This window comes from Paenibacillus sanfengchensis (assembly GCF_036864765.1).
In the GTDB taxonomy this organism is placed as follows: domain Bacteria; phylum Bacillota; class Bacilli; order Paenibacillales; family Paenibacillaceae; genus Fontibacillus; species Fontibacillus sanfengchensis.
This window is the reverse complement of record NZ_JBAGJC010000011.1, coordinates 94,679-121,044: the sequence shown is the minus strand read 5'-3', so window position 1 is coordinate 121,044 and position 26,366 is coordinate 94,679. Positions and strand designations below refer to the sequence as shown.

The window sequence follows — 26,366 nt, the reverse complement described above, 5'->3', positions numbered from 1 at the left end:
GAAGGAGGACCAACAATGAAAGTATGGATTGCCATCTTGACCCTCCTGACATTCAGCATGTCGGGAACCTATGTCCAGGCCAAGGAGAACCGGAAGCAGCCGCCCCCCGCAACCGCAGCCGCCGAGCGCCAGCTTTGGCAATCGGAAGGGTATGGCCATATATTCGAAATAGAAGGCCAATCCGTTAAGGTCTACAGCTACACCAAGGACAGCTTGGTACCGTTCGGGAAAGGAAATATCGAGAACAACGGCGACATTTATATTAATGAAATTCACGACAACATCAATGCCCAGGAGCAATTTAATGCCCCGCGATTTCTGATGGGCCGCTTCGTTAACGGCAGCTTGACCGATGGCTTGGGGTACGTGCAGCATCTCAAACGGATCGATAATCTTCCCAAGGTGAAGTATAACGGATTCAGCAATGATCCCGTGCAAAATTTTGAAGTATTCTGGCAATCCTTTGAAGAGAATTTCAGTTTCTTTCCGCTCGTCAAAGTGAATTGGAAAGAGGTGTACAAAGAGTATCGGCCCAAAGTTGGCGCCGCTACCTCCGAGAAAGAACTGGAAGACATTTTGACGCAAATGTTCCGAAAGCTGAACGACGGACACAGCATCATATTCGGTAAAAAGGGTACGATCTTCTCCAAGTCCAAAGTTGAGCGAGAGGAATTTTTCATAGCCAATTCGGAGTCGATGCAACGAAACGTCAAAGACGGGTATATGAAAGAAGCGGTAAAGAGCAAGCTCGACGGGCGCATTGTTTATGGCCAAACGAAAAGCGGCGGCGCTTACATTAGGCTGATTGGTTTTGACGAGTCCGATCCACAGAAAATTGACCAAGCACTGGCGGAAATGGTGCAAGATCTGGCGAACTGCCGCAACTTTATAATCGATATGCGCTTTAATGAGGGGGGTGAGGACTTCTTCGGGTTGAAAATAGCCGGCTTGTTTACCGAGAAACGCAAGCTGGCGTATGCCAAACAGGCCCGAACAGGCGGATACGAGCAATTCTCCAAGCCTACGCAGGTATATATCGAACCGGGAGCAAAGCAGTTTTCAGCTGACAATATCGTGGTGCTGACCAGTCCGATGACGGTAAGCGCCGGCGAGACAGGGACGATGGCCTTAAAAGCATTGGACAAAGTAACGGTTATCGGGGAAAAGACGTGCGGATACTTTTCGGACATGCTGCTTAGACTGTTGCCGAACAAACAGTTATTCTCCCTGAGCAACGAACGCTATACATCGCCTGACGGTACTAATTACGAGCAGCGCGGCCTGCCGCCGGACGAAAAGATCATGATCAATCAAGCCGATATTGATGCCGGCAAGGACCCGGTGATGAACCGCGCTTTGGAATTGCTTAAAAAGAAGCCATAAGGAATATCCCTTTCACTCATCGGGACTCCTCCAATGGGATAAAACACAAGCCCCTGGCAAATGTAAATGCCGGGGGTTTTGTGGCGTTCATTCCGCAAAATCACCGGGTATCCCGAAGCCATTCCGTAAGGCGGACGGGCGGATACCCTTTTCTTTTTCGGCCATTGGATTTGCACTTGAGAGTCGAGGCATGGGCTCTTCTCACATCCTTGACCTACAACTAATAGTTTGGTACGAATTAAAGGGAATTCTTCCCGCTAATTTGGTTCGTATGCGGCTGCAGAGGCCAATTAGCTGGAAAACCTCCCGCTAATTCGCCTGAAATTGTGTATACCGGCAATAGGAGCGTGAAATAGATGGAACTTTTCCAGCTAAATCCGAGCTAAGAGCCAAGAGCGGTACATTAACAGGAGATTTTCCCGTTAATGATGTAGACTCCGACGGTATCATCTGCCCTCAAGTACAACACAACAGCAGCCAATCCTTCCCCCTGATATAAGGAGGCTTGTCGGCAGATGCTACCGGGGAACTGGAAACCTCAGTCCATAAACTCCGTCGAAATCGTCTCGCATCCGTTGAATAGCGCAAACCTTTGGAAACAACGGTTCAAGGCTGTTCGCAACTGCTTTGTTAGCCGTATGCCGTTCTCGTACCAGATGTTTTTGACAACGAGCGTCCCGGATTTTCGTTCCGCGATGACCTCGGCTCGTCCGATGAGGCTTTCTCCGTATAATAGAGGCAGCACATAATAGCCGAATTTCCGTTTGTTGGCGGGCGTGTAAATCTCCCAGGTGTAATCAAAGTCAAACAATTGATTGATCAGCCTTCTGTCCCATATTAAATTGTCCAGCGGGGCAATCAGCTCACAGCGAAATTTCGGCTCCGGATTTTGCAGGACGGCTTCAATAAGCGGCAAGTCCTCCGCGCGGCAATACAGCGTATCCTTTAATTGCTCCACGCCAATAGCAACAATGCGAGCTTCGTCCAACAACTGGCGGAAAACTTCGTTGCGCTGCTCCGCTTTCAATCCCCATATGTTTAGCCAGGCATCGGATGCGCGACTCCATAAAAGACCCACAGCGCCGATCCGGCGCAGTACCCGCCACTTGTGATGCTCAAGCTCGCCCTTCAGCGGCTCCGGCGCATTCAGCAGATTGGGCGGTATGTACTTCCCGGCGATATCGTAATATTTACGTGTTCCCTTTTTGTGATGGATAATCAACTCGCCTGTCGAGTACATCTGTTCCAGCACCGACCGGGACGTATTGTTTCCGCTGCTCCAGTGGATGGCCGATCGCCACGAGAAATTGCCATCCAATTTTAAATCATCCGAACATAGCGCACCGTGATTTTGGATGTGGACCCGCACTTGCTCTGTCAACACTTCCATTTCGGGATAACGCTTGGCATGTTGCCGGGCGGCCTGCCTGTACCGCTCAAAATACGGCCAGTCCTCGACAGGCATAATAGCCAGATTCTTGTCGGGATAATCGATCAGAAGTCTATCTTGATACAGCAACTCGTCGAGCATGTCCTTGGTAAATCCTTTGATTCGCGACTGCAGCACCAACTCGGCATTTTTTCCGCAAACATCGATGGGATCGAATTGAATACAACCGACCTGCCGCACAAAGTCCAAAACTCCCTGTTTTCCAGTAAATTGATATTCACCTAACAGCCCGTGCTTCAACAAAAGAAATTGCCGTGCCTGGCGGTTTGTCAATTCGATCATGTACGCATCGACTCCTTAACGGAACTATTCCCCCAATTCGTGGAAAACACAAAAAACAAACACATGTTCCCGCACCATTTTACCATTATCTAGGGAATAGAAACAAGCGGTATTTAGGATGCGGTTCACCGCGCTAGTGCCCCATCAGACAACCTTGATAACATTAAATTCCTGCATATCTGCATGTTTTTTTGTAAGGAACAAGAATTTCAAAATTCCTGCAAATCTGCAGGAATTTTCGACGAAACCGGCTCGTTTCTCTAAAATCGCCAGAAATGCCTGCAGATTTGCATCTTTTTTTCGCATCCCCTCTTGAATCGACCTAAATACCTGCAGATTTGCATCTTTTTGAAGCTGTAAGGGTTGGAAAATACGCTAGGCACCTTGATCGCCGCTTTTTAAGGCCCCATTTTAGGAAAAATCAGGTGAAAACCTGATTATTGGACCCCACGGCAGGAAATAAGGCCCTTTTTGACCGCCATTTTCTCGGTGGAGGCGAATCGGGCCGGAGTAACGGCCCAAAAGGCCGCTATTGCAGCACAGCGAGGGCCTAAGGAAATTGTGGCAGGAGCATGCAGAATTGAGCCCGCTTCACCGAGGCGAAGAGTCTGAAAAAGAATCAGGAGCATGCCAGTTCTATGTGCTCGAAACTGCGTGCTTATGGAGTAACACACTCCTGAATTCCAAAGCAAAGAATTCTTACTTTCCCCTACTACGACGGTCTACCTCTAAACCGTTCAATCGCATCCTCGGTCACCGGCTCGAAGAGGTTAATCAGGTTGCCGTCGGGATCGCGGAACAGCATAGAACGGTTCCCCCATGGCATCGTGGTCGGTTCCATTACCCAATGATCGACTAATGGCTTCAAACGCGCGTATTCGGCTTCGACATCGTCGACGCGGAACTCTAGAATGACAGTGCGATTATTGGCCCCCACTGCGGAATCAGCGCCGAATAGCTGCGTCGTCTGGGAGTGGCCGATGGCAAGGGTGCATGATGGCAGAACGAGTTCGGCAAATACGGGCGCGGGTCGCTCCGCCGAAACCCCCATGACTTTCTCATAGAAAGCGACGAGACGATCCACGTCGTCCGTAATGATGCGTACAGAAGCGAAATTCACAAGATTTCATCCTTCCTATATATCTATCTCCTTTACATTTACATATCCAATTATAAAAAACGCTACTGACAACATTATGTCAGTAGCGTTTTAGAATTCTTTGGGCTTCCTCACGAATCCGATTTCGGAATGATTCGGGTTCCAATACGGCTACGCCCGCTCCCCAGCCAAGCACCCATGGCAGCAATTCATCCAGCTGATGAACGCGTAAGACCACATCCAATCCATCCTGATGCTCTTTCATATCCTCTATGTAATGATAGTTGGATTCCTTCACCTTATCTGCGATGTCATGGTTAAATCGCAGGCATACCCGCAAGTGGCGATCATCTACAGGCGTATACTCCCTTAAGTCAAAATGCTCCGGGAGTTCGAATCGCTCGTCCAGCTCCACAAGTTCAGCCATTCGAGACAACCGGAAATGGCGGATGTCTTGGCGTAGATCACACCGGGCCACAAGCATCCAAGACCCTTCAACGAGTACAAGGCCATAGGGAGCTACGGTACGTTCGCTATGGCGGCTCCCCGTGGAATCCGCATTTTTTTTCGAATAATGAAAACGGATCTTTCGCCCATCCAATAGAGCTCGGCGGATCTTATCGAAATTTTCCCTTTCGTTTGACGCAGCTGCCTGTTTGCCGGGAGCGAGCAGTCGCAGCGACTTGCGTATACGCGACGTCTCACTGCGGACACTGTCCGATAGCGTGACCTCGATTTTCCTCCTAGCAACCTTGGCTCTGTCACGATAATCATCATCAAATCGTTGCTCGATAAATTCCGTTCCTATAAGCAAGGTCACGGCTTCCTCTATTGTAAAACGGATCGGAGGCAGAAAATATCCCTCCATTAAGGAATACCCTGTGCCTGTAGTGCCTGCAATCGGAACGCCCGCTTCGCTGAGCGCCTGAATGTCGCGATAGATGGTCCTCACACTGGTTTCAAAAAGTGCCGCCAAATCTTCGGCGCGTACCACTTTCCTGCCCTGCAGCTCCAGCACGATGGCCAACAAACGATCTGTTCTGTTCATGGACTGCCCCCTTGAAACGTCGGCCAGATTTAATCCCGTTCTCCTGCCGCATATTCGCCCGGACAGACGTCCATCACTTCTCTGGAAGGCTGGATCAGCGCCATTTCGAACCTGCAAGGCCAATGCACATCCGGCGCCATCTCCCCGTTCAGCAAGCCGGCGATCGTCTCGCCGTCGCTCACCGGCACCTCCGCTTCAAACAAGTAGGCGGCGACAGCGAATGCATGCCGTGACACGTCGTCCGGATCCAACGTATGAAAATGATACTGGACATCCGGAAGTCCAAGAGCAAACAGGCCGAGCGAATCGACCAAGCTGTCTTCGGTACCATGAATGTTAAAATAGCGGATATTCATGCCGAACTGCAAGAACCTCGCGGCTCCTTCGTACGGATTATCCACAATTTCGGCCGGATGCAGCAATTTCCCGCTCGATGGAATCCAGATCGCTTTGCAGGTCGGGAACAGGCTTACGGCAACCTCCAGCCAATCCGCCAATAAGGCGCTGCGCGATTTATAGTCCAGCCCCGCCGCCATGAAGTCGCTGATCAGCAGCTTATAGCGGCATTTTTGCAGAACGTCCTCCGCATCCAGCATCGTCCAAAACTGGGTGCGCTCCAAGTCGGTAATCATCTCCGGTTGAAAAGGAGTCACGTCGGCCATCATCACCTGGGCCGGCAGTTCTCCCTCCTGGTAGGCTACTTTATAAGCCTCTACGGCAAACGACGATAATGCGTCGTCTGGCGACACGGTATCCGTTTTCCCGCAACGGGTTTCTAACGCGTTCCGAATGGCTTCCGCATTCGGCCGTTCCGCGTTCTCCTCAAACAGCAGATACATTTGAAACAACCGTTGAAACTCACTTTTTTCGTCTAAATTTTGCTGAAGCACGCGTTCGCTCTCCATTTCTCCCCCACCACTCCGTTCGTATGTAGTTTCCCTTCTACTATAGAGACTGCCGCACGGTTCACGCAACTCCGGCCAGGAAATTGGTTCCAAAGTCGGGTCTATGCGTCATATCGTCTTTTCCGAACCCGAACGCCCATGCGTGTAGGATTGTGATGGAGCGGGTGGGCAAGTTGAACTTACGTGTATGCCAATTGAATGTAAATAAACTGAACGACGATTTGGAAAAATTGCGCTCAAATTTAACCTGAGTTCTCTTTCATTCGGCTTATATCCACTTTAGGTGGAAAACCAAACATACGGGAATATTCCCGACTGAATTGCGATTGACTTTCGTAACCTATTCTGAAGGCGATATTGGCTATATCTGACGAGTCAGCTAATAACAAACGCCTCGCTTCCTGCAATCTCAATTGTTTTTGAAACTGAATGGGACTCATGGCAGTCACTAATTTGAAATGCCGATGGAAAGATGCAACACTCATATTAGCCATTTCCGCAAGTTCCTCTATTTGGAATGACCGCTTAACGTTTTCGATAATGTATTCAATCACCTTTTTAATACGAAAGGCGTTACTTCCTTTTAGGGCCATTTGTGCCAAAGCATCTTTATACGGTCCTTGTAGAATCCAATAAAGGATTTCCTTTTTGAATAAAGGGGCGAGTTTCGGAATGTGTTTTGGATTGTCTAGCAAAGCCGCAAACCTTACCACTGCGTCCAACAAAGGCGGTTCCACTTCACTTATAAACATCGCCCTCTTCGTACTTTTCCTATGTGCTGCTCGAACCTCTTTATCCTCTAAAAACTCTAAAACTTGGCTCGGTGCAAACTCAAGTTTGAGAGCTAAATAAGGAGCGTCTATTGAAGCTTTGATGTGACCTACTACAGGTGAGTCAACGGACGTTACCAGATACTTCCCGACACCAAACCGAAGGTGTTCCTCCCCCAACCATATCTCCTTCTCCCCCTGCACAATAATGCAAAAAGAAGGCTCGTCAACAACATAGATTGGTTCTGCCATAGCGGATGCACGGATCAGGAATAAGGATGGAATAGAGGTGGCATGTACGCCGTCTCCATCAGAATAACGCTCAATAAGCTCGGCTAGTTTCTGCTGATGTGCATAACTTTTCTCAGACATCACTTACTCCCCCTTCCCGTCAGTTTTAACAAATCCATTCTAATCGATATTTTGTTCAGATTGTATGGTCCTGATAGGATTAGGCAAAAACCCGATATAAATAGGCTAAGGGTTTCGAAAAAACTGTGACATACTAATAATGGAAATGGAGACGAAGGGGATGTGCGATTGTTCTTCATTGAACTTATTTATTAGGGAGGATAAAAAATGAATAAGAAGCTAATCGTCGTGGTTGGTGCAGGCCCAGGTGTCGGAAATCATGTTGCTAAAAAATTTGGCGTTAATCATTTTCGTGTTGTTCTGGTCTCCCGAAATCAGGAAGCGCTAAATCAATATGTTCAGGAGTTGAGCTCGGAAGGAATAGAAGCTTATGCCATCGTAGCGGATGCAGCGAATCCTCTGTCATTAACCGAAGCTTTTGACCAAATTAAGGGAAACTATGGTACTACAGATGTGCTGGTGTACAACGCTGCTGTCCTAAGGGGCGGAAAACCAACTTCCCTAACCGCAGAATCTCTTGTGTCTCATTACCAAGTGGATGTAGCCGGTGCATTACATTGTGCACTACAAGTTATCCCGGAACAAGTAAAACAAAAATCAGGAACGATCCTCTTCACAGGTGGCGGGTTTGCGCTGTATCCTATGGCAGACTACGCTTCTGTATCCATAGGCAAAGCAGCGCTACGCAATCTAGCCTTTACTCTGGCTGATGAACTAAAACCTCAAGGTGTATTTGTCGGAACGGTTACCATTGCAGGGGCGGTAGCTCCGGGCACTCATTTTTCACCCGAACGAATTGCAGAGAAATACTGGGAGCTGCACGTTAACCGCGAAGAGCACGAAATTGTGTACAGCTAGCTTCGAACCCTAAGAGGAATGACCTTACACAGAAAGAGGCAATCCCCAAAGTAGATAAAATCTATTTGAGGCGATCGCCTCTTTTATTGTTAGCAAAGAGATCAAGCCACCCCTATTGAGGGTACCGATTTAATTGTTCAGGAGTCGGTCGACAAGGAGCAAAGCGGCATTGCTCTCGGAACAGTCCAATTGTTTCAATCCTTAGGGAGTACAATTGGACTAAGCGTATTCGGCAGCCTAACTGAGCATCTAGTGCCCCATCAGACAGCCTTGATCACATAGAATTCCTGCAGATTTGCATCTTTTGGGAGTTGGAAGGGTTATGAGATGGTTTGCAAAATATGAACGATTTTCCCCTCCATATGGGAGTCGTCGATCATCTTCAGGTATTCGGGTTTTAGTAATTGATACTGCTTCATGCGGTAGTAATCCATAATGGCCTGCTTCAAGGTGATATCATACTGAATCGAAAATGATGGCTCGATAAAGCGCCGCAGCACAGCGTCATCTTGAACCATAGACAATACGGCATTCAATCTGTTGAAAATCTGTTGTTCCATGCCAGATTCAAAAAAAGCTTGCAAGTTTTTATTCCGATTTTGCAGGGCGACTGACAGATTATCAAAATGGTGCGGATAAAATTCCTTCAGATCCTGCAAGAACAAATCGGAGATATACACGGCACACATCAAAGATTGTAAAAACGTGATTTGAAACCGCTCCAAAAAAGAGACGGAATCATCATTAGCCGTGGCGTCAGCCTTCTTCGAGTAATTAATGTAATAATCTACAACTTGTTCGATGATGTCATCTTTGGAGGAAAAATACTTATATAGTGTCACTTTGCTGACATCCATATATTTTGCGAGATCGTCGACTTTCAGTTGGCTGAATTTTGTTCTTCTAATAATGGGTTTTATTTTTTCTATATATTTCTCCACACTCACGGCTTTTCTCACGAATAATTGCCCCTCTCTGTGATACGTATCAAATGCATTATAACAAATTTGCCGCCTTTTTATTTACGCTAATAATGAAATGAATTAAGTTAACTAATTTAGTTAATTTAGTTTACTTGGTAAATCCGCTGTTGTATAATCGTTCCTGTACCTAATCATCCGATTGCGGATTATACAAAGGGAGGACGATTCAAATGGAACTATCCAGTAAGGGCAAATTCTCCGGCAAGAAAGTCGTGATCACGGGAGGCAGCAGTGGAATCGGCCTCGCGACAGCGAAGCTGCTAGTGGATGAAGGAGCACACGTGCTGATTACCGGACGTACCCAGGCGACGCTTGACGCAGCTCGTGAACAACTCGGCAACAACGCAACCTCGTTCCTGAGCGATGCCGCTTCATTGAAGGATATCGCCGCGTTGGCCGAGCGAGTGAAGATTGAATTTGGAACGATAGATGCCCTGTTCGTTAACGCAGGTGTCACCGGCTTTGTCCCTTTCGAGTCAACGACTGAAGAAACGTTTGACGAGATTTTTACAATCAACGCCAAAGGGTCGTACTTCACCGTACAAAAACTCGCTCCACTCCTGAGCACAGGAAGCGGGGTAGTCCTTACCACTTCAATCGTGAACGTCGTGGGTCTCCCCATGCTCAGTGCGTATGCAGCCAGTAAAGCGGCGCTACGCTCTATGACTCGAAGTCTGGCACGCGAGTTATTGCCTCGAAATATTCGCGTCAACGCAGTCAGTCCCGGCGTCATTGACACAGGGATCCTAGAGAAGGCCATGCCGAAGGAAGCTGCCGAACAGACAAAAGCACAGATGACACAGCAGATCCCGATGTTGCGTTTGGGCGATCCCGTCGAGGTCGCTAAAGTCGTAGCATTCCTAGCCTTTGACGCCACCTATACCACCGGGGCTGAGTTCCCTGTCGACGGAGGCGGCTCCCAGATTTGAAGCCCGAGGGGGGGACATCCATTGAATACGAACCAGCGAGAACCTATCGCACTGATTACAGGCGCGAGCCAGGGAATCGGCTTGGCATTAGCCCGGAAACTTCTATCGCAGAACTGGCGGGTCCTTACTTTGAACCGTTCCGATTTTCCGGCGGACGATATGCTCATGCAAAATGCCCTCAAGAACGGACGGCTCCGAACCTATAAAGTGAAGGATCTCACCGATTATGGCAGCTTGAGACACGCTTTGGAAGAAATCAAAAGCAAGGAGCGGCGGATCGATATTTTGTTCAACAACGCCGGAGGAGGCTTAAGTGAGCTGCGCTATTCGAAACAAAGCCGCGAAATGCATTATGAATTGCTAACGGTCGTTCCTTATATTGTTCTGATGGAATTGAAGGAACTGTTGACAAACGGCAGCTTAAAAACGGTGATTAACACTTCATCGCAGGTGTTTAGATTTACGAAGGAGTTTTCGATCGAAAACTTGGAGCATCCCAAAACTTTCCGCAAAATGTATGGCCCTTATGCGACTTCAAAGCTGGCTCTTTCGTTGTGGACCCAAGCCGTCGCACCGCAACTTGCCAAGGAAGGCATCAAGATCCGCAGCGTCGACCCGGGAATCAACAACACGCTAAGAAAAGGAAAAGATTCCGGACTTACCGTATCGTTTGGGCTATTTATGAAGCTGTTTGCCTCTCCGCCTACGCATGGCGCCAACCTATTATTTGAAGGCGCCCTCGGCAAACACCGCAATGAGACCGGCGTGTTCTTGTTGAAAGATCGGGTTGCGGACTTGAAATTTACAGAACATGCGCAGCGTGTGCTGGACAGAATTTCCGACATCTATAGCCGTGAGTTTCTTGACGGGAGTGTTCTTCATGGCTGAGTTCCAGAGGAACGCGGCTTAGGAGACGATCTTCTGAACTTCGTTCGCAATACGGCTAATGATTACTGCCTGGAGGACGCGCCGGACGAGATCGCATATCTCATTGGGGATTTAATCGAAGGGCCTCTGTCTCGAATATCGCTTAAAGGGACACCCTTTTGGGTGCCCCTCAGATTGTCGAGAAACCCGTGTCTTTTGGACACTGGGTTTCTCTTTTTTTCATTTGCACTGTGCTTAAGACCAAAAAAAGGGGGATCCCCCCCAACCAACTCTTCGATTGAAACAAATTCATAGCTTTGTTGCTTACCCCGGTTAGATCTCAGCACCAAAAACACCATCCGTTCATGAGTAGTTATCTATATTGTCCAAGTAAACCCAAATAGACTCACCTCCATCCTCTCCGCTCGGGGGAAGTATCGGTGCTCCATGAGCGTTTATGGCAAAATAAGTTTTTAACATCATCGGTAGATTTCATGGAGCTTGAGTACCTTGCTCACTGAGGAGTGAGTTTAAGCTTGACCGGCAGTAATTCTAGCGATAGCTTCTGTTGATGTAGAAGTATTTCTTTAAGTTCGTATATCTCAATACTGCATAATACTCCTCAGGTCCAAGCCCAAAAGAATCCGTCGCGGTCCCAAGCAATTCTGCCGCCGTGGAGTTTACGGAAAGCCTTCTTCACCTCTTTAGACAGCGATGTATTTCCATTCTCATTCACGAATACGAACTGTTCGCCGAAATGAGTCTTCACATATTCAATGGCATCGGTCTGGTATAACGTTCCCGTAGACCTGATTTCCTTGACCATCCATTCTGCCACTTCCTGTGCGGTTACTTCCATAGGATGATGCTCCTTTCTACTCGCTTATTGCCGGGTGCCATCCCTCTGCGGAGCGGCTCCTTATTTTTTCATCCGACAGAACGGTCCCAAAGAGATCAAACGAGCCTTGGTCATATTTTGGGATACCCGCATCAATAGCTCATTAGCGCTAATGCCTCTTCGTTTTCAGGCTCAAGTTCCAACAACTTTTGTAAGTACCTCTTTGCGTCTTCAACGAAGTCTAACTCGAAACAGCAAATGGCAAGGCAATAAAATACAGTGGATACGACCTCGTCTTGCTCTTCGTGTACCGAAATCTCCAAATAATATTTGGAGTGTTCGTACATGTCCATCTCGAATAGGATCAATCCGGCATCGAGCGCCAGATCATATCGCTGCTCTATGACGTAGTACGAGGACCACATCCGTTGAACGCCCCTAAGCAAATCCTGTTTTTCTTCTTCATTTGATGCTGGCAATAGGTTGGAAATCCGCTTCGTGCTCTGTATGAAAAATTCCGCATCATAGCCGCCCAAACGCCAAAAACTTAAGATTTGCTGCAACCCCATGCTATCCAGATTGCGGTCCACCCACCATTTCATACTAAAAAAATCATCAGGACCAAAGCGTTCAATACAACGACGGTAAGCTAATCGCAGGTTGTGATAATCCGCGGGTTTATCCAAATGGAGAATACAGCCCACATTAATATTCTTATAATGATGCGGAGGGAATAACGCCGCAGCTCCTTTTTGTTCATAGACATACTTCATCGCATGGTAGTTTGCCGTTAAAGAAAAACTTCCATGTAAGATCAACTCGGGCGGTTCCGCAAATTTCCAGCTATCCAGCAAGTGATCTCCTTTGTCTGCGGTTATCAATAGAAATCCACACGGAGATAACCGATTCAAACGCTCCAAACAAGCGATACCGACAGCAGGAAATAAAATATGCGAGTCTTCTAGTTCTTCCTGATAAAGGGAAATCACATTGCGGTAAGGATAGGTTTCCTGTTCGTACTCGGGCGCTCGTCGATGCTCATAGCGTAAAGTGATTTGATCTAACCATTCTGCGGGTTGAAGCGAATCATGACGTTCGGAATGTTGAACATAAACATCCGTTTCATAAACTTTCCCATCTCCAATGTAAATCAATTCCTGCGGTATGCTATCGAAGAAGTAGTTGGCAACAAGGATTATTGGTTGTTTTAAATCTCCTTCACGAATCGTTGTGCCTGATGCAATGAGGTTCAGCACGGAATCATGCACAGCATCAAATCGCGCAAAGTCCAGTAATCCTTCGGCAATGAACCTTTGAAACGCGGGATGCCCCTTCCATGCCATAACATTGTCCATGGCCAAATCCGTCATGATATAGCGGAACGAAGGCAGCGGGATCCCGGCGTAGTCTATTAACTGACACAGTTCGTTTAACAAATGGAAAGCAAGACGCCCCGCTCCTGCTCCAAGCTCCACAATATACACGGGTTCAGAGCCATTTCCCCTATTCACTCGATCTTGAAGAAACCCGAAGATCATTTCTGCATATGCAGCAGCGATCATGGGATTACTCGTTATATATTGGGGAACTTGGCCATTATTCCAGGCCTTTGTTCCCTTCTCTTCATAATATTCTCGCTGGACTTTCCAGATTGGCGCTTCACTGAAACGGTAACGTTGTTTAGGATTACTTGTCATTTAGGCCTGCTTGAAAAATACTTTGTCTTCGTTATATTTGGCCTTGCCTTCATTAATGATATACGTTTCATAAATTTCTCTATGGACAGGATCTTCAACGATACAAACCTCGATTTTCGTTACTTCGTCTCTATGCATTCTGATCGGGGATACGGAATCCTCAAAATGTTTTTTTATTCTCGGTCGTAGCTTTCTGGCTTTTCCGACGAACAACAATTCATCCTTATCGTTGTAAAACATAAAAATCCCACCTAACTCTCTAGTGATCAGGTGAAAATCGGTGAAGCCGTAAATGTTGCTTTCCTGAGGATCAACCTTTTTGGTAATGGTGACATTAGGTGTCGGAATGATGATATCGATCATGATCGTTTACTTCCTTTGTCTGTATTTGATTGTATACTGTGTTCGTACTCTGAACTTACTACATGATATCATTATACCCAACTTCTTACGATTCCACGATTCCCGCTTCACGAATATATTCCTTACCCAGCACGTAACCCCATCCTTCTTGTCAGGCAGGCGATAGGCGATTTGATATGGGGATGTATGATCAGTTTTATATTTCAGTAACCATAACCAACTCTATATGCTGGATGTAGTTCTAGTTGAAAAGCGGATTTAATGATACTATTGGCTACAAATACATATGGAAGTGAGACCTAAAGTTTTGAAATGTTGTGGACTTACGCAGAATGCAGGTGATAATGAAGAAGGGATGAAGGAAGTGCAAAATAATAACCAAGCTAGGCTCCCTGCGCATTCGATTAGAGAAGTTGGACGTTATCCCATCGATCTAATTGGCCCCCACAGCCATACGCTTATCATCGAACCCGGCGTGGGCAGCCTCTCCATTGGACCGTCACGTTTGGGCAGGAAGGCAGACCTGCACGTCGAGCCTGATGCTCATATCGATTGGACTGTATTCGATGCCTTTGCCACACCGGCAGGCTCGCCTTGGCCACGATTTCTATACTACACAGGCAGCGACGCCGGGTTCTTCGACTGGGCTCGGGAACGCCCCATTGAAGAAATGACGTGGGTTCCGATCTTGTCTGCAGACACGGTGGCGGATGCCAGCCGTTCCAACTTGCATGCCTTGCATATCGGGCTGGACCCGTCTGGAAGTAGGTTGCACCTGAAGCTGCCGAATCGGCTTGATTATTTCCGCCTGAGTGTATCCGGCGATCTGTCGCGCTTCTCAGCCGATGGCGATATGCCCTACTCTCTGACCCTGGCGCCGCGTACCAGCCGACGCAATAATGGTGTTCCCTTCCTGCTGCCCGGCCTGGGTGAGCTGCATCAGGTCACGAATCTGACGCTCCGAAACGAACCGTTGGCACAGCCTATCTCGCTGGAGTGTCTAAGCCGTTTCCCAAACCTTACATCACTGAGTTTGTGGGGCAACTTCTGCGACTTGGGCCAGCTGGCTTGTCAGGCCCAGTTAACAAATCTGGAGCTGCGCTTCATGCCTGATCTGGGTGATTTGCCGCCCTTGGATACATTGCCGTTGCTTGACAGTTTTATCGCCTTCAACGTGGAGGAGATCACCGGCAAGCGTCTAAGGCAGCAAATGAAAACACGGGCTAACACCCGCCCGTGGAACGGGTATACTTCAGTGAGCAAATTACGAAATCCTGAGTGGTGGACGACCGAGTTTGGCCGTCCTTTTTCATCCTGGCCCAAACGTCTGGCTAAACTGGCTAACGAAGCCTACGACGTTGCCCAGGCAGCTTTGGCCCAAGCTTGCAGCCTCGCCGATGCTGAGGCAGCCATTACCGCTTTTACCGTGCGCTTCAATACACTCAAAGGGATCGAAACCGTTGAGAGAGAAGACCTTGGTGAAGCAGTATGGCAACTAAGCCAGTCTGATCACCTGATCGGCCAACCTATACCCGAGGAGATGGCTCAGCGCTGGTTTGACGCTGCACGCGATTACTGAATGAAGTGAAGACCCTTCCGATTGAAAAGGGGCGCTCTCCAAAGTCATATTAAATGACCTAGGGGCGCCCCCTTCTTCATTTTCCTGTGGGATACTTCATTTCGTGTGCCCAGAACGTATACCATGTCTTCGATGCTAAATCCCAAACTCCTCAACCCAATTTTCGCCGTTACTGTGATACGGTTCTCCGCGTGTCAGTAACGGCAAGTTATTCCGCTGTTGTCAATTGCAATTGAGCGGAGCATTCAAACGATGGGGTCATTCCTCCAAGGCAATTTGCTTCCACTGAATAACCGGGCTCCTAAGCTCCTGCTCCTGCTCCAAGTAATCGCAAAGCGCCTGAATGAGTGACCTTCTGGGTTGAGTTTGGGAGAACTCCTCTCCTAACAGCTGGACAATTTCTTGAAGTTCCCTCCGCCGAGCGCTTCCTCCAGGCCAATTCTCTACTAACGCAACCACTCGGCCGAACATTTCCTCGGCAATCCGTTCTTTTTCCTTTTTCCAGTCGCTTGAGTTTGAGTGAATAAATGTTTCGAAAGCACTTCGCCCGAGCAGCCCCTTAGAACCTGACTCGGACATATGTTTGACTAGGGCATCCACTTTATCGATGATAAACCAAGCCGTATCCTCTATCGACAGCAGGTTCACTTCATAGATGATGCGTTGCAGATAGTCCTTCAGGATCGCGCGGTAGATAAAAATTAGATCCCAGAGAAACGGCTCGATACTCTCACCATAAACTTCAAGCAGCCAATACTTATGCCATTCCATCATTCGGGCGCGAACATGATTCCTCAGCAAACGAAAGTTCGCATACTGCGTAATAGGGAGATCGATGAAATCGACCATAATGGATCTATATTCAATAAAATATTGAAAGCGAAATACAATCTGATTCACAAGCCGCTCCTTGAGAGTCCCCGTTTCGGTTTGTTTCAGAAACTCGGCCTGATCAAAATAAGCCGTCTGGCACTCGTCAAAAACCGCGCACATTAAGTCCTCTTTGGAAGGAAAGTATTTATACACCGAACCCTTAGCAATGGAACAGTCTTGGGCGATTTCTTGAATCGAGGTCGCCTGAAACCCTTTTTCTTTAAACATCTTTGAAGCCGAACGAATAATATCCTGCTTGGTTACACTCATCCCTTACGAGTCCCCTCTTGACATCTTCTTGAATCATAGTACAAAATATTGAACATGCAGTCAAATGACCGTTAGTTTACTTTACTGTACTTTAGGTCAAAAACTTGTTTCAATTTCCCAAATGGAGTGTGATTGATCTTGGAAGAACTCATGTTTCAAATGTCTACGACGGCATTAATTGTAATTGACCTGCAAAGATGGCTGGGAACCCACTATGCCCCTCATTCCGCGGAGCAAGTCGTCAGTCGCGCCGCCACCATGGTGCAAGCATTTCGTGAGGCTGGCGCCTTCGTAGGACTAGTTCGCGTATCCACAAAAGACTTCAAAGATATGCCACGTCCGTTGTTGGATCAAGCTCCACCCGCCTTGAATCTGATGCCTGGGTGGGATGAGATTGTACCCGAGATTGGAGTCACCGCTACCGACCATTTAATCACAAAACGACAGTGGGGAGCATTTTACGGAACAGACCTGGATCAACAGTTGCGCAGACGGGGCATCACAACGATCGTGCTTTGCGGCATTGCTTCTGGCATCGGTGTCGATACCACTGCTCGTGAAGCTTTCGCCCATGGTTATCAGGTGATTTTTGCGATAGACGCCATGACCGGCTTCAGCGAGGCGGAACATGAACACGTGAGGAAAATCATCTTTCCACGCATCGGGAGAATCCGCACGACCGCGGACATTCTCGCCTGCGCCCGCACTTCAACCTAAGGCCTCTGTTTGATGTGCTGATGTTGATTCATCGCTGACTAGTTTTAAAAAAACCGTTGCCCTTATTTATGATACGGCTTAACTCATCAATCGCCACTTGCTTTACTAATGCCTTCCCCATATTCCCTGTTCCCAGTATGCTGATTTTCATGATTGTCGCTCCTCCTTTGATTTGATATCAGCATATCAGCAAAGGAGAACCCACAGAAGTTCCACCATCGCACAGCCATCCCACTTTTGGTTTCGGCACGTTGTTACGCAGATTCACATGCGGAAAATAGATACCTGTATTCCACGTCCATAATTTCATCAATCGAAATTATTTTATCGATTCTGGCTTCCGGATCGATTGGACCGATGAATTCCCTGATCGACTTACGTCTAAATAAACGAAGTCATCAAAAACCAATTTGAAGATGAGGTGTTTAAATATGGCATTAACCTCCACATTCACGAGCTTCAATCTGCCTGTAAACAACGTAGAACAATCGAAGGTGTTCTTCACCGGACTCGGATTCGAGCTCAACCCGCAATTCCCCGAGAATGAGAAGTCGGTAGCCATCGTGATCGGCGACAATCTGCAGGTCATGCTGCTCACCAAAGAACTTTTAAGGTCGCTCACTCAGAAGGAAACCGTTGATACGGACAAGTATGCGCAAATGACGATCGCATTGGCCTTCGAGAGCCGGGAAAAGGTGGATGAAATCGTGAATACTGCGGTCTCCTTGGGCGGAAAATCGTACGAAGAACCTGAAGATTATGGTTTCATGTATCATTGGGCCTTCGAGGACTTGGACGGCCATATGTGGGCAATCAACTACATGAACACGGATGTAGGCATCAATGTCTTTCTTGAGTTCTTCAAACGTGCGATATGTATTCAGATAATACATCTCACATTTCAGGGTTCCCCAAAAAGCTTCCATCGGTCCGTTATCGATACGTAGACCTACTATATCCTCTGCTTGGAAAGTGTCTCGAAATAGTCAATGACCACCTCCCGAAATTCCAAAGCCCCCTGCGTAAGGTACCGACTTTTGTGCCGTAACAATGCGATTTCCCGCACTAAGTTATGGTCGTCGACATGGAGATAACGGATCGGGTCTCTTTCATTTCTGGCCGTACTCGGCATAAAGGCGATCCCGATCTCGGCTTCCACAAGTGCGCTTAATCTTGCTGGTTCATCCCCCTCATACACATAATGGGGTTCAAATTCAACCGATTTACAGGCGGCGTCTACAATACCGCGAATCCCATAACCCCTCTTTACCCCGACAAACCGCTCTTCCCTGAGCTCCAACAGCGTAACGCTGTTTCGGTTCGCCAGCCGATGTCCATTCGGAACGGCAACGAGGATCGGGTCAACAAACACGATTTGGCACTCTATGTCCTCCTCATAAATTGGCGGGGAGGATAAGCAAAAATCGACTTCTCCTCTATGGAGGAGCGCGATCATTTCCCACAAGCTCGTCATTTGCACGTGGACTTGAATGTTGTTCCTCCTTTTTTGAAACGCTCGAAGGATATTGGGTAACGTGCTTGCGGTCGTTACCGCTAATTCGAGTGTGCCCGGCACCCGGCCAGCTAAATCACTAAGCTCCAGCTTCCCCTGTTCCAGTTCAAACAAAGCCCTTTCCGCACGGCGAAGGAATCGGCTTCCGGCCTCGCTTAATTTCAGTTTTCTGCCTGATCGATTAAAGAGAGGGACACCCAAACTCTCCTCAAGACGCTGAATCGTTCGGCTGAGCGAAGATTGCGTAACGTGCAGCGCTCGTGAGGCTTCAGTCATATGCTCCAAGCGAGCTACCGTGAGAAAATACTGCAATTGAAGAAGTTCCATATCAACGCCCCATTCATTCCTTTTAGTAAATGGGATTATATCACAAAATGCGTTAGAGTAAATGTAAATACTCAAGTAAGATAGCTATACAAACATAAAGGGGATGATTTGCAATGGGTGCTCAAAGTAGATGGTTAGTGATAGCCGTCGGGCTCGGGATTATGTTGAACCCATTAAATTCTTCGATGATTGCTGTCGCAATCGCGAGGCTGCAACACGTGTATCATCTAAATTTCAACGTGGTATCCTGGCTGATTTTCTCCTTCTACATTGCAAGTGCGATTGCGCAGCCTGTCGTCGGCAAGTTGAGCGATTTATTCGGGCGGAGGAAAATATTTCTAGCGGGCCTTGTCGTATCTTTCATTTCTTCTTTACTGGCTCCGTTATCACCTAACTTTGGTTGGTTAATCGTGTCGCGTATTGTGCAATCGATCGGGACAAGTATGATGGTTGCAACTGGAATGGCAATTGTACGCGTTCATATAACGGAGAAGCAGGCGACAGCCCTATCCATTCTCTCTATTTTCATGTCCGGAGCGGCAGCCATCGGACCCTTCGCCGGGGGAATCTTGCTGGAGTGGTGGGATTGGCCTTCAATCTTTATCGTCAATATTCCGTTTGTGGTCATAAGCTTTCTCTTAGCTTGGAGAATGATCCCCAGAGGTCGACCGGCTTCCTTTGAAGGCCGCATGTCCATTCGTAAATGGCTGGCTATGATTGATGCCCCAGGGATTGTATTTTTTACTATCGGACTGGTTGCCCTGCTAGTCGGCGTAATGTCGGCTAACTCATCCGGATATGTCTCATTATGGAATGGGGTTGTTGCAGCGGTCGGCTTTACGGCTCTGGGCGTGTTCATCCGACACGAGTTAAGAACGACGTCGCCCTTTATTCCGCTGCGTACATTTGCCTTATATCCATCGATAACATGGGTAAATGTACAATTCATGCTGGTCAACCTACTATTCTATGCCCTATTCTTCGGGCTTCCGTCCTATTTGCAAATGGTGCGTCATGTTAGCGAGTTCCATACCGGCATCCTGATGCTGACCTTAGGCGTAAGCTCCCTTGTTGCCTCCCCCATCGCAGGCAAATGGATCGACAAATCGGGACCCCGTCCTGCATTAGTGTTATCCGCAATCTTGATGGCAGTCGGTTCGGTGTGGATCGTGACCTTAAATGAAACGTCACCGGTGATCAGCGTGAGCTTTGCATTGACCGCATTCGGGATCAGTAACGGGCTGAATTCTGTCGGTATGCAGGCAGCCTTGTTTAAAAGTTCCCCTAAAGAAATAGCCGGTGTAGCATCAGGACTGTTTAATACTTCGCGGTATTTGGGTACCATTTTATCTTCCTTATTGACAGGAATCATCATGAGGGGGACGTTCAGCTTCGCAGGATTTCGCCTTCTTGGTGTATTCCTCACAGCCGTTGCTTTAATTCTTGTTGTGATTAGTCTTCGATTTCAGGTGTCTGGACAACGGAAAGGGGCTAGTGCGAACAATGGAGTTGGCTAGTAAAATTAACTACCCGACAGTCCAGAAGCACCTTTTGAGTTACCCCCTTCCGCAAAACTGCGGAAAAGCTCACTGAAGCCTGTTTACACCGAATTTAAACGCCTCAAAAAAATCGCGTCATTTATGATACGGTTCTCCGTATCATAAATAGGCGAAAAGGGTGCCCCAAAGGTAAACTTTGGAACACCCTCCACTTATGAGGTACTTTATGCTCATGCCCTCAGCCGCAACCTAACCTCCGGCCTTCTTATGGTTTTTTTCCTCTCAATTCAACCGATCGTCCAGCATAGCGTCAATAACTTTTAATATCCTCTTTTGCTCATTTTCACTTCTGCTTCGGAGTCTGTCCACAATTTCTGTAAGTATTGACTCACTCTTCTCGCCGCTCACAGGCTGGATATAACTAAAGAACTCCACCATCGAGAGATTGAGCGCATTCGTAATTTTGGCCAGTACCACGACAGAACATACTTTTTCGGAACGCTCCAGCTTACCAATATAAGTTTCGTGGACTTCAGCCTTACTGGCAAGCTCCTCCTGGCTTAGTCCACGCAGTTTTCGGAAATGCCGAATGCCTTCCCCTACCATCTTCATCAAATCACTCACAGCGATCACCCTAAGCAAACCATAGACCAGCCATATAATTACTCCAAGATACTATAGAATTTATTTTACAAAAATACACCCTAAAGGGATTGTTACTGATATAATAAGAATGTCCCTTTTTTCCAAAATTAAACCTTAATTAACCATGAAAAGACGCCATCCATGGCTTTACGAACAGAATTAAAAAGTGAATGTAGACATTTTCAGAAGGAAAGGAATGAGTCCCATCAGAGTACTATGCATATTCCCCGACAACTCAACGACGGATATCTATGTTACCGAAATTGGAGAATTTCTTCGGCTTACCAATTTAGTGGCTAAGGAACCCTACAATAGTCGTGGCTCCCGCGCTGTCTTTATCGGCAAATTCCCGGATAGAAATTTTCCCCCATTGACTTAAACCATGGTTTAAGTCGTATCCTATTCATGTCGACAAGCAAACCATAAAATGTAAAGTTCGGAGGCCTCCAAATGAAGTATTGGTCTATTAGCGAAGCCGCAGCCAAATTCAATATACCGGAATCCACGCTGCGCTACTATGATAAGCAAGGTCTACTGCCGCTAATCGATCGTGATGAAGCAGGCAGGCGGTTATTTTCGGAAGACCAGATGGCGCTTCTGCAAACCGTGATTTGCTTAAAGAACACGCATATGCCAATAAAGGCCATAAAGCAGTATTTGAGTTGGATCTTAGAAGGGGATACTACCATCGAAAGCCGACTCGAAATGATGAGAAACCACAAACAAGCGGTGCTGGACGAGATCGCTTTAATGACAGAGTCCTTGCAGGGGATTGACGAGAAAATCGAGCGCTATACAAAACATATCGGGGAGGAACGATCATGAAACTTTCAGGGAATACCATCCTTATTACAGGCGGAAATGCCGGAATCGGGCTTGCTTTCGCAGAACGGTTTATCAAGGCTGGGAACACCGTCATCGTTACCGGACGACGTGAGCATGTACTCCAACAGGCGAAAGAAGCGTTGCCGAACCTGATCACTTATGTAAGTGATTTAACGAAGGAATCTGAACGTACAGCCTTGTTTGACTGGGTAACCGCGAACTATCCGGAAGTGAATGTGTTAGTGAATAATGCAGGGATTCAACAACGTTTTAACGTATTAAAGGCAGACGCAAAGGACAGCTGGCCTTTTTTCAACCAGGAAATCATAACGAACATTGAAGCGCCTTTTCATCTTTCTATGTTGTTCGCTCCGTTTTTTGCAACCAAAGAATCGGCGACCATCCTGAACGTGACATCCGGGTTAGCCTTCACACCTCTTGCGATTGCTCCGATCTATTCCGCAACGAAAGCGGCCCTTCACTCGTTTACGATGAGTCTAAGACACCAGCTATCGGATACGTCCATCGAAGTTATCGAAGTTGCCCCTCCGGCCGTTAATACAGATTTAGGCGGTACGGGATTGCACACCCATGGCGAACCGTTAGATACCTTCGCGGATGGAATTTTCAAAGAACTAGCACAGGGCCATACGGAAATAGGGTACGGTTCTTCTGTGGCCCGTCTTCGCATGTCGCGAGATGAAATAGACGAATACACAGAGCAGATGTATCATGCAATGAAAAATACGCTGGAATAATAGTTGCAGCAGCTACGACTTGGAATTGGCACATGTCCGAAAAATGATTCAAGCAATTTTACATGATCCAGCTCGTCTTACCACCTCAAACGGCAAAAGAGGCCTGTCCCTTCTTTTTATGGGGGACAGGCCTCTTTTGATTTATTTAACCGACTCCGTCATATTCCTTTTTAGCCAGAAGCAGTCCTCCGGTTATCCCTGTGTCGTCGCCTAATGCAGGTAAGCATATATACTTATCGATCGGCGGGGTTTCCACATAATTGGCTATACGTTCGACCAGTTCTCTCTTCACCTTCGGGAGAAGCTGTCCGCTCTTCATAACACCACCGCCTAGAATAATGATGTCAGGGCTTAATACAACGGTATAGGCATATAGAGCTTGCGCCAAGTAATGAGCCAAATAGCTCCACACTTCATGATTCGGGTCGATCTCGCTCCCTTTTTGCTTTAATCTTGCTTCAATCGTTGGTCCTGCCGCCATTCCTTCTAAACAGGTATGGTGAAATGGACATAACCCTTGAAACTCATCCTTGGGGTGGGACTCGACCTTGATATGCCCCATTTCAGGGTGGCTAAATCCCTCCAAAATTTTCCCGTCAACGACGGCGCCGCCACCGATTCCCGTGCCAACGGTCAGATAAAGAACGCTGTTTAGTCCTGCGCCTGCTCCTTTCGTTGCTTCACTTAGAGCCGCTACATTGACATCGGTTGACCATCCGATCGGAATCTCATACCGACTTTTTATTGCACCGACAAAATTATAATTGGCCCATGACCGTTTCGGTGTATTCTTAATATAGCCATAGGTTGGAGAATTCGGATTCACATCAATCGGACCAAAAGAACCGATCCCCATCGCTTTCAGTCGATAGGAATCAAAAAATTCAAATACTTGATTCATGGTTTCATCCGGTGTTGTAGTAGGAAACGTTACCCTTTTGACGATTTGACCGTCCTGATCTCCCAAGGCACAGACAAATTTTGTTCCCCCTGCTTCGATCGAACCAAACAATATAACCCGCTCCTTGTATCACGTACTATTTAAGTTTAACTGCAAGACCTTGCTTGGAATCGATATTTTTCTCCATGGTATCCGCCTGTAATTCCCAATTGTCGAATTGTCCGTAAGCCGAATAAATCGTTGACCCCGTCGGTAATTCCGGATGCTCGTTCTCACCATTCGTGCCCCAATTGACCCATCCGGAATCATTGCGCTGAACAATTTGGTAACGGGCTACCACATTGCTCGTATACCATACCATCGCATAGCCAGTCTCCTCATTTAACTCGGCCGTTTTATTAGCACTCATCGGGAAAATGGTTTGTTCCGGAGCGCTGTTTACATCCACAAATCGATCAAACAATACCTTCTCGTTTCTCTCACTTTGATGTACTTGTGCGTGAGACTCCGGAATAATGGTAGAGATATGGTGTTTGATTTCTTCCGCACTAAGAATTCCTTCTTTTACACAGAATAGCCTCCAGAAATAATCCCAGGAAACTTTATTAATATCCTCCCCGATACTATCCTTATATGTTTTGATGTTCGGGTTAGTTTGTTCATCGGCATGCTCGAGCAGCTCATGAACGCCTTTAGACAAAATGTTTGCGTATAAATCGCCTTCTCTGTAATAAGTGCCGCCATAGGAAGCAAAGGATGTAAAGACCCTATCCCCTTTGCCGCTCTCGAATTCATCGCCCACCGTAATCTTGTTTACGACAGGAATACCGTCTACCGTGGTTGAAAAATCGTCTACATCATACTTTCTTCTAAACCATGGGGAATTGTAAAAAAACTCCCACGTGATCGTGAACTTTTTCCCCTTCAGATTCTCATCCAATCCATCAGGCACCGTGCCTTTAAACAGATATCTGCAATACAACGGGCCTTCCTCTTCAACGATACAATCTACCGTAGTATGCTCGGGAGGGTTGATCAGCCCATTTTTCGGGGTGAAAAACGGTCCATAGAATCCGCCAATCGCATTGGAGTAGTCCTTAATCAGGTTCTTCCCTTCCGCTTTGGCTTCAAAATATCGGATTCCCCATTTACCGTAAGAGGTTCCGTCAGCAGTTCCGGAGCAAAGCTCCAAAATGTAGTAACCGGTGTCTAATCTTCTAAACCCGTCGTCTTGGGTGACCTCCAGCTTCTCGATCCCTTTAAACGCCCTCTCAACCGCAGCAGGCTTTTCATCCGCATACAGCCAGTAAGAGGTAACTAATTTATCCATATCCACTAGATATACAATCGAAGCTTCTTGAATAAAGTCCCCTTCCAACCTAGCATCAATCAGCTGAAAAGGAATGGCATTGTCCGCATCGTCATTTAAGACAAGACTATCCTTATGAACGTGATCCTCCGTAAAATTCAATTTCGTGATGACCGGCTCCTTCTTCCTTACTAGATGATCCGGGTTATTGAGCATAATCTGATATTTATATTTGAAGCTTTGCTTATTGTTGTCCACAGATAAACCTCTTTTCTTTTGTTTTCAATCTCCGGTTGGATTTTCGTCTTAATGTTTAGCTGCTTTTAAGGAAAAGCTCAGTTTTTTTCCTTTTTGAGCATCAACCAGGATGGCAACCAAAATAATTACGCCTTTGACAACGAGCTGCCAGAAAGAGCTTACTCCCAGCAGGTTAAGACCGTTGCTGATTACACCAATCACCATGGCGCCGAAAATGGTTCCGCTAATTCTGCCTCTGCCGCCGGCCATGGAAACTCCGCCCAATACACAGGCAGCAATGGCATCCATTTCATAGCCTGCCCCTACAGAAGGCTGACCGGAGTACATTCTTGCGGAGAGGACGATTCCTGCAAAGGCTGCTAGCAAACCGGTAATCGTATAGACCCCTATTTCCACCTTTTTAATAGGTACGCCGGAAAGACGTGCAGCTTCTCTATTCCCACCAATCGCGTAAATATAGGTTCCAAATTTCGTTTTAGTTAGTAAGATGGAAAAGATAAAAACTAAGATAAACATATACAGGACCGGCAGCGGAAGAAACCCAAAGAGCTGTCCTGTTCCAATCAAGGTATACGCTGCATCTCTAATCCTTACGGATTGACCGCCGCTGTACAGATATGCAATCCCCTGCGCAATATTCATTGTAGCTAATGTAACAATAAAAGCGGGCAGCTTAAATTGGGTGACTATACTCCCGTTAACGAATCCGATAACCGCACCGATTAGGAGGCCTATTAAAATGGCCAGATAAACAGGCATTCCCGCGGTAACAATTAATCCTACCGTTAAGGTTCCCGACAAAGCCACGATGGCCCCGACGGAAAGATCGATCCCTGCGAGAATAATAACCAGCGTCATCCCAAGAGCCAAAAAGACGTTAATCGAGATCTGTCTCAAAACCGTGATCAAATTGTCCTGGGTTAAAAATACCGATGAAGTGAAGGATAACGTGATAAATAAAAGCAATAACACAGTAATAATTCCAATATTCCCTCTAATGACTGACATGATGGGGTTGTTTAATCTCTCCGCTTTTTGAGTCATGCTA

At 47.1% G+C, this 26,366-nt stretch carries 25 protein-coding genes and 1 pseudogene; 10 read left to right on the top strand and 16 right to left on the bottom strand.

All coding sequences use genetic code 11. From position 1 onward, the window contains the following. Nucleotides 1–15: 15 nt before the first annotated feature. The gene (locus V4U84_RS20535; RefSeq protein WP_334077867.1) at nt 16–1,383 is read left to right on the top strand and encodes a S41 family peptidase; all 1,368 of its coding nucleotides are present in this window, start codon (nt 16–18) and stop codon (nt 1,381–1,383) included. A gap of 538 nt (nt 1,384–1,921) precedes the next feature. Here the strand turns inward: V4U84_RS20535 and V4U84_RS20530 are convergent. The 5 genes from V4U84_RS20530 to V4U84_RS20510 form a co-directional block, all read right to left on the bottom strand. After that, entirely contained in the window at nt 1,922–3,115 is a 1,194-nt protein-coding gene (locus V4U84_RS20530) for a winged helix-turn-helix domain-containing protein (protein ID WP_334077866.1), read from the bottom strand. Between the two features lie 712 nt (nt 3,116–3,827). Further along, entirely contained in the window at nt 3,828–4,235 is a 408-nt protein-coding gene (locus V4U84_RS20525) for a VOC family protein (RefSeq protein WP_334077865.1), read from the bottom strand. 79 nt (nt 4,236–4,314) lie between these two features. After that, nucleotides 4,315–5,262: a helix-turn-helix transcriptional regulator gene (locus tag V4U84_RS20520; RefSeq protein WP_334077864.1), complete on the bottom strand. Its 948-nt coding sequence runs from the start codon at nt 5,260–5,262 to the stop codon at nt 4,315–4,317. Between the two features lie 29 nt (nt 5,263–5,291). Further along, nucleotides 5,292–6,167, bottom strand: a complete 876-nt coding sequence (locus tag V4U84_RS20515; protein WP_334077863.1) for a DUF4261 domain-containing protein — start codon at nt 6,165–6,167, stop codon at nt 5,292–5,294. A 242-nt stretch (nt 6,168–6,409) separates the two neighbouring features. After that, entirely contained in the window at nt 6,410–7,309 is a 900-nt protein-coding gene (locus tag V4U84_RS20510; RefSeq protein ID WP_334077862.1) for an AraC family transcriptional regulator, read from the bottom strand. Nucleotides 7,310–7,516: 207 nt separating this feature from the next. On the opposite strand from V4U84_RS20510, the gene V4U84_RS20505 reads away from it, so the two are divergent. Next, entirely contained in the window at nt 7,517–8,167 is a 651-nt protein-coding gene (locus tag V4U84_RS20505) for an SDR family NAD(P)-dependent oxidoreductase (RefSeq protein ID WP_334077861.1), read from the top strand. Nucleotides 8,168–8,487: 320 nt separating this feature from the next. On the opposite strand, the gene V4U84_RS20500 is transcribed toward V4U84_RS20505, so the two are convergent. Continuing rightward, entirely contained in the window at nt 8,488–9,126 is a 639-nt protein-coding gene (locus V4U84_RS20500) for a TetR/AcrR family transcriptional regulator (RefSeq protein ID WP_334077860.1), read from the bottom strand. Between the two features lie 194 nt (nt 9,127–9,320). On the opposite strand from V4U84_RS20500, the gene V4U84_RS20495 reads away from it, so the two are divergent. Together V4U84_RS20495 and V4U84_RS20490 are read left to right on the top strand one after the other, a co-directional pair. After that, nucleotides 9,321–10,079, top strand: a complete 759-nt coding sequence (locus V4U84_RS20495) for an SDR family oxidoreductase (RefSeq protein WP_334077859.1) — start codon at nt 9,321–9,323, stop codon at nt 10,077–10,079. Nucleotides 10,080–10,100: 21 nt separating this feature from the next. Beyond that, nucleotides 10,101–10,967, top strand: coding sequence for an SDR family NAD(P)-dependent oxidoreductase (locus tag V4U84_RS20490; RefSeq protein ID WP_334077858.1), 867 nt, complete (start codon nt 10,101–10,103; stop codon nt 10,965–10,967). Between the two features lie 601 nt (nt 10,968–11,568). On the opposite strand, the gene V4U84_RS20485 is transcribed toward V4U84_RS20490, so the two are convergent. The 3 genes from V4U84_RS20485 to V4U84_RS20475 all read right to left on the bottom strand — a co-directional run bounded on the left by V4U84_RS20485 (nt 11,569) and on the right by V4U84_RS20475 (nt 13,844). Continuing rightward, complete coding sequence (locus V4U84_RS20485; protein ID WP_114498669.1) at nt 11,569–11,805, bottom strand: DUF6953 family protein; 237 nt, start codon at nt 11,803–11,805, stop codon at nt 11,569–11,571. Nucleotides 11,806–11,936: 131 nt separating this feature from the next. Then, complete coding sequence (locus V4U84_RS20480) at nt 11,937–13,481, bottom strand: tetratricopeptide repeat protein (RefSeq protein ID WP_334077857.1); 1,545 nt, start codon at nt 13,479–13,481, stop codon at nt 11,937–11,939. Then, entirely contained in the window at nt 13,482–13,844 is a 363-nt protein-coding gene (locus V4U84_RS20475) for a nucleotide excision repair endonuclease (protein ID WP_334077856.1), read from the bottom strand. 355 nt (nt 13,845–14,199) lie between these two features. Here V4U84_RS20475 and V4U84_RS20470 point away from each other — a divergent pair, with 355 nt between their 5' ends. Beyond that, nucleotides 14,200–15,423, top strand: a complete 1,224-nt coding sequence (locus tag V4U84_RS20470) for a hypothetical protein (RefSeq protein ID WP_334077855.1) — start codon at nt 14,200–14,202, stop codon at nt 15,421–15,423. 258 nt (nt 15,424–15,681) lie between these two features. On the opposite strand, the gene V4U84_RS20465 is transcribed toward V4U84_RS20470, so the two are convergent. After that, nucleotides 15,682–16,566, bottom strand: a complete 885-nt coding sequence (locus V4U84_RS20465) for a TetR/AcrR family transcriptional regulator (protein ID WP_334077854.1) — start codon at nt 16,564–16,566, stop codon at nt 15,682–15,684. Nucleotides 16,567–16,716: 150 nt separating this feature from the next. Here V4U84_RS20465 and V4U84_RS20460 point away from each other — a divergent pair, with 150 nt between their 5' ends. Then, nucleotides 16,717–17,283 carry an isochorismatase family protein gene (locus V4U84_RS20460; protein WP_334072740.1) on the top strand — a complete coding sequence of 189 codons (567 nt, stop codon included), beginning with the start codon at nt 16,717–16,719 and terminating at the stop codon, nt 17,281–17,283. Nucleotides 17,284–17,311: 28 nt separating this feature from the next. Here V4U84_RS20460 and V4U84_RS20455 read toward each other — a convergent pair whose 3' ends face one another. Continuing rightward, complete coding sequence (locus V4U84_RS20455) at nt 17,312–17,434, bottom strand: hypothetical protein (protein WP_334072640.1); 123 nt, start codon at nt 17,432–17,434, stop codon at nt 17,312–17,314. Between the two features lie 280 nt (nt 17,435–17,714). Between V4U84_RS20455 and V4U84_RS20450 the strand changes: the two are divergent. After that, a pseudogene (locus tag V4U84_RS20450) lies at nt 17,715–18,116 on the top strand (VOC family protein); the annotation flags it as partial. 119 nt (nt 18,117–18,235) lie between these two features. Here V4U84_RS20450 and V4U84_RS20440 read toward each other — a convergent pair. After that, complete coding sequence (locus tag V4U84_RS20440) at nt 18,236–19,123, bottom strand: LysR family transcriptional regulator (RefSeq protein ID WP_334077853.1); 888 nt, start codon at nt 19,121–19,123, stop codon at nt 18,236–18,238. Between the two features lie 113 nt (nt 19,124–19,236). Between V4U84_RS20440 and V4U84_RS20435 the strand changes: the two genes are divergently transcribed. Continuing rightward, on the top strand, nt 19,237–20,640 hold the full coding sequence (locus V4U84_RS20435) for an MFS transporter (RefSeq protein WP_334077852.1): 1,404 nt from the start codon (nt 19,237–19,239) through the stop codon (nt 20,638–20,640). Nucleotides 20,641–20,904: 264 nt separating this feature from the next. Here V4U84_RS20435 and V4U84_RS20430 read toward each other — a convergent pair whose 3' ends face one another. Beyond that, a complete protein-coding gene (locus V4U84_RS20430; RefSeq protein ID WP_334072644.1) occupies nt 20,905–21,246 on the bottom strand; it encodes a helix-turn-helix domain-containing protein in 342 nt (113 codons plus the stop codon). A gap of 471 nt (nt 21,247–21,717) precedes the next feature. Here V4U84_RS20430 and V4U84_RS20425 point away from each other — a divergent pair, with 471 nt between their 5' ends. Then, nucleotides 21,718–22,092: a MerR family transcriptional regulator gene (locus V4U84_RS20425; RefSeq protein WP_334072645.1), complete on the top strand. Its 375-nt coding sequence runs from the start codon at nt 21,718–21,720 to the stop codon at nt 22,090–22,092. After that, nucleotides 22,089–22,850, top strand: a complete 762-nt coding sequence (locus V4U84_RS20420) for an SDR family oxidoreductase (RefSeq protein WP_334072646.1) — start codon at nt 22,089–22,091, stop codon at nt 22,848–22,850. Before V4U84_RS20425 ends, V4U84_RS20420 begins: the two co-directional genes overlap by 4 nt. Before the next feature lie 145 nt (nt 22,851–22,995). On the opposite strand, the gene V4U84_RS20415 is transcribed toward V4U84_RS20420, so the two are convergent. Genes V4U84_RS20415 through V4U84_RS20405 form a run of 3 tightly spaced genes read right to left on the bottom strand, consistent with a single transcriptional unit; the run spans nt 22,996 to nt 26,362 of the window. After that, entirely contained in the window at nt 22,996–23,865 is an 870-nt protein-coding gene (locus tag V4U84_RS20415) for an ROK family protein (protein ID WP_334072742.1), read from the bottom strand. Nucleotides 23,866–23,887: 22 nt separating this feature from the next. Then, nucleotides 23,888–25,318, bottom strand: coding sequence for a hypothetical protein (locus V4U84_RS20410; protein ID WP_334072647.1), 1,431 nt, complete (start codon nt 25,316–25,318; stop codon nt 23,888–23,890). Nucleotides 25,319–25,366: 48 nt separating this feature from the next. Then, nucleotides 25,367–26,362, bottom strand: a complete 996-nt coding sequence (locus V4U84_RS20405) for an ABC transporter permease (protein WP_334072648.1) — start codon at nt 26,360–26,362, stop codon at nt 25,367–25,369. Between the last annotated feature and the right edge of the window lie 4 nt (nt 26,363–26,366).